The sequence below is a fragment of the Robiginitalea sp. genome (genome assembly GCF_049588695.1).
In the GTDB taxonomy this organism is placed as follows: domain Bacteria; phylum Bacteroidota; class Bacteroidia; order Flavobacteriales; family Flavobacteriaceae; genus Robiginitalea.
The window spans coordinates 1-3,511 of record NZ_JBAVZJ010000131.1 but is presented as its reverse complement, the minus strand read 5'-3'; the positions used below and the strand labels follow the sequence as shown (position 1 = coordinate 3,511).

Here is a 3,511-nt window from a genome sequence, read left to right as displayed (position 1 = left end):
GGCGAAAACGGGATCTTTCAGGAATCCGATGAACAAAAACAAAATCCGGATACCCCAGCTTTGGAGGGGTTTTATACAGCATTTGAAAGAGGACTGGTACCGTTATGTCTTTGATACCATTGTAGTGATCCTGGGAATCATGATAGCCTTTTACCTGGACGGTTGGTATGAGAATACCACCCGAAAATCACTGACACGGTCATATGCCACTTCTTTGATTTCAGACCTTCAGGATGATATCGCTGAAGTAGAGCAGATAAGAGCTGAAATGTTGGAATATGTCGCCCGTATCGATAGTCTGTCCAGTTATGTCCGAAACCGGGAAATCCAAGGGTTATCGAACCTGGATCTTTTCCCACTGTTAACGGGTGGAAACAGGCCCTATTCCTGGAATCGGGTTACTATTGATGAGTTAAAGCAATCGGGTGTTCTGAGGGATCAGGGAAACGAGAAATTGTCCAGAGGGATTGCACAATATGAGGCGTTTACCAAACATATGGAGGAAGATTACCGGATGGATCTTATGGCTCGTGACCGGGTTTCAGCACTTGCCGATGAAATAGTAGACCTTAATTATTCAAATTTTAATATTCTGGCCCAAAAATACTGGAATCCAAATTCTTATAACATTTCAGAGGATTATTTTCACCAAACCGAAGCCTACGCAATTGCGCAACAAGACGGACTTAAATTGCTAAGTGAAGATGAGGTCCGTTTAAAACAAATGGTTAATGGTTATTTGCGTCTGCGGTTTTTCCTTAATATCCGGGCTAATATTGAATTACCCCAATTGATTGAGCAGGCAGAAAGTATAATCGAATTGCTTGAAAATCAATATTTAAACCAATGATTGAAAGGTATACTCCGGCACTCTAGTAACAATATATAGAATATCCATTTCAACCCCGGACTTTAAGAGAACTCTGAAGTAAAGTGAAAATGGACAGAAGGATACTTCTGCTGAGTCATTTGAAGGGAGAATGCCGAATCTGCAAGAAATACCAGCTGACCGCGCTTGTCCCGAGCCAGAAATTTCTGTTTTACCCGCAGAAACTCCTGGTACTCTTCGTTTGAAGGGTCCTGAGGTTCTATCCAGCAGGCCTTGTGAACCGGAAACGGCTCATACGTACATTTGGCCCCGTATTCGTGTTCCAGGCGGTACTGAATGACTTCGTATTGCAAGGCTCCTACGGTACCGATCACCTTACGGCCATTGAGCTCGAGAGTAAATAATTGGGCGACTCCTTCATCCATAAGCTGGTCAATACCTTTGGCCAGTTGTTTTGCCTTCATCGGATCTGCATTGTTGATATACCTGAAGTGTTCCGGGGAAAAGGAGGGGATTCCTTTGTAATGTAATTCTTCACCTTCAGTAAGGGTATCACCAATTTTAAAATTTCCTGTGTCGTGCAGACCTACAATATCCCCGGGAAAGGACTGGTCAATAATGGCTTTTTTCTCCGCGAAAAAGGCGTTTGGACTCGAGAATTTCAGGGACTTTCCCAGACGGACATGAAGGTAAGGTTTATTGCGTTCGAACGTGCCCGAAACTATTTTAATAAAGGCCAGTCGGTCGCGGTGTTTCGGGTCCATATTCGCGTGAATCTTAAAGACAAAACCGGTCATTTTCTCTTCGTCGGCAACCACGAGCCGCTCCTCAGATTTTTTGGGGCGTGGCGTCGGTGCAATTTCTACAAAGCAATCCAGTAGTTCCTTAACCCCAAAATTATTCAAAGCGGAGCCAAAGAAAACGGGTTGTTGGGTACCCGCGAGGTATGCCTCCCGATCGAATGGGGGATAGACCCCCTCCACCAGTTCGAGGTGTTCTCTGAGTTCCTGGGCAGCTTTCTCACCAATCAGCAGCTCCAATTCCGGGTTGTTGATATCTTCAAAGGAGCGCGACTCCTGAATTTGTTGTTTGTTTTCTCCCTGAAAGAGTAGGATGTTCTTTTCGTAGATGTTGTAAATACCTTGAAAGTCGTATCCCATCCCAATGGGAAAGCTCAATGGAGTTACGTGCAAGCCCAGCTTCTGTTCCACCTCGTCCATCAGGTCAAAAGCGTCTTTCCCTTCCCGGTCGAGCTTATTGATAAAAACGATCATGGGGATATTACGCATCCGGCAGACTTCTACCAGTTTCTCAGTCTGCTCTTCCACTCCCTTGGCCACATCAATAACCACAATAACACTGTCCACGGCAGTAAGTGTCCGGAAAGTATCCTCTGCAAAGTCCTTGTGACCCGGGGTGTCGAGGATGTTAATCTTTTTATCCTTATAGTAAAAGGCGAGGACGGAGGTCGCGACAGAAATTCCTCTTTGTCGCTCGATTTCCATAAAATCGCTGGTTGCTCCTTTTTTGATTTTGTTGCTTTTTACCGCTCCTGCTTCCTGAATAGCCCCTCCAAAGAGGAGTAATTTTTCAGTAAGGGTTGTTTTTCCGGCATCCGGGTGCGATATGATACCAAATGTGCGGCGCTTTTTGATTTCCTGTTTAAAATTCACTGGGAGAAATTTGGGCAAAAGTACCAAAAAACACAAGGACTTTTGAGTGTAGGCCATCTCAAAAGATTTCTTAAGAAAAATTCTACTTATATTGTAGTAATCTTAGTAATAATCGAGGCTCATCGATAAAGTGCTGTTTTAGTCGCCTGGTAGATTTTTTCGGAATAATAGTAATTACCGATTTCATCGATAAACGGTCTGCCCAAGGGGTGTCGGAAGTAATTTGTCGAATTATGAAGTCTTTGATAGAGTCTTGGATAAATAGAATTGTAATCCATTGGCTACAAGTAAGATTAGGAGTAATTTGGCCACTGAAATGACTTTCCCCCAGTGTTTATTTCAAAGATGTGCAATAAGTTATGGTTTGTCGTTACCTTAAATCGACCATGTATGAAACAACTTTACTTCTTTACTAATTTGAATAAACTGAAAGTATTTTGTTCAGTTGTATTCCTATTGATAGCCTTTGATGGACTTTCAACTCCTACCCTAAATCCCGGGCAGATCCTGGAGAATAAGAACATTGATACAGACAGGGATGGTGTGCTCAATTCGGTCGATATTGATGACGACAATGATGGAATTATAGATACGGTTGAAGATTCTGATATAGATGGAGATGGCGACCCCGAAACCAATCCTCTCGATACCGATGGAGATGGTGTGCCGGACTACCTGGATCTTGATTCTGATAATGATGGCTTGCTCGATAATTTTGAAGCCCAGGGAACACATGCTTATGTTGCCCCTTCCGGAATTGATTCTGATGGGAACGGCCTCGATGATGCCTATGAAGAAACTCCTGGAAGTTGTGGTGGACTCATACCTATAGATACCGATAGTGATGGTGTCACAGACTACCTTGATGTCGACTCGGACAACGACGGAATCCTGGATAATCTGGAAGCACAATTCCGGAGTGATTTTATTCCACCTGTAGGTATCGATGAAAATAATAATGGTGTTGACGATGCCTACGAGCCTATCGGAGATGAGATTTGCGATTTTA

The 3,511-nt window shown here is 43.5% G+C and carries 2 protein-coding genes and 1 pseudogene; 2 read left to right on the top strand and 1 reads right to left on the bottom strand.

All coding sequences use genetic code 11. The features are described from left to right. Positions 1-850: hypothetical protein (locus tag WBV75_RS02960; RefSeq protein WP_424119168.1), on the top strand; the 850-nt coding region annotated here is incomplete at its 5' end. 62 nt (positions 851-912) lie between these two features. Here the strand turns inward: WBV75_RS02960 and WBV75_RS02955 are convergent. Then, complete coding sequence (locus tag WBV75_RS02955; RefSeq protein ID WP_424119167.1) at positions 913-2,502, bottom strand: peptide chain release factor 3; 1,590 nt, start codon at positions 2,500-2,502, stop codon at positions 913-915. A gap of 390 nt (positions 2,503-2,892) precedes the next feature. Here WBV75_RS02955 and WBV75_RS02950 point away from each other — a divergent pair. Beyond that, a pseudogene (locus tag WBV75_RS02950) lies at positions 2,893-3,511 on the top strand (hypothetical protein); the annotation flags it as partial.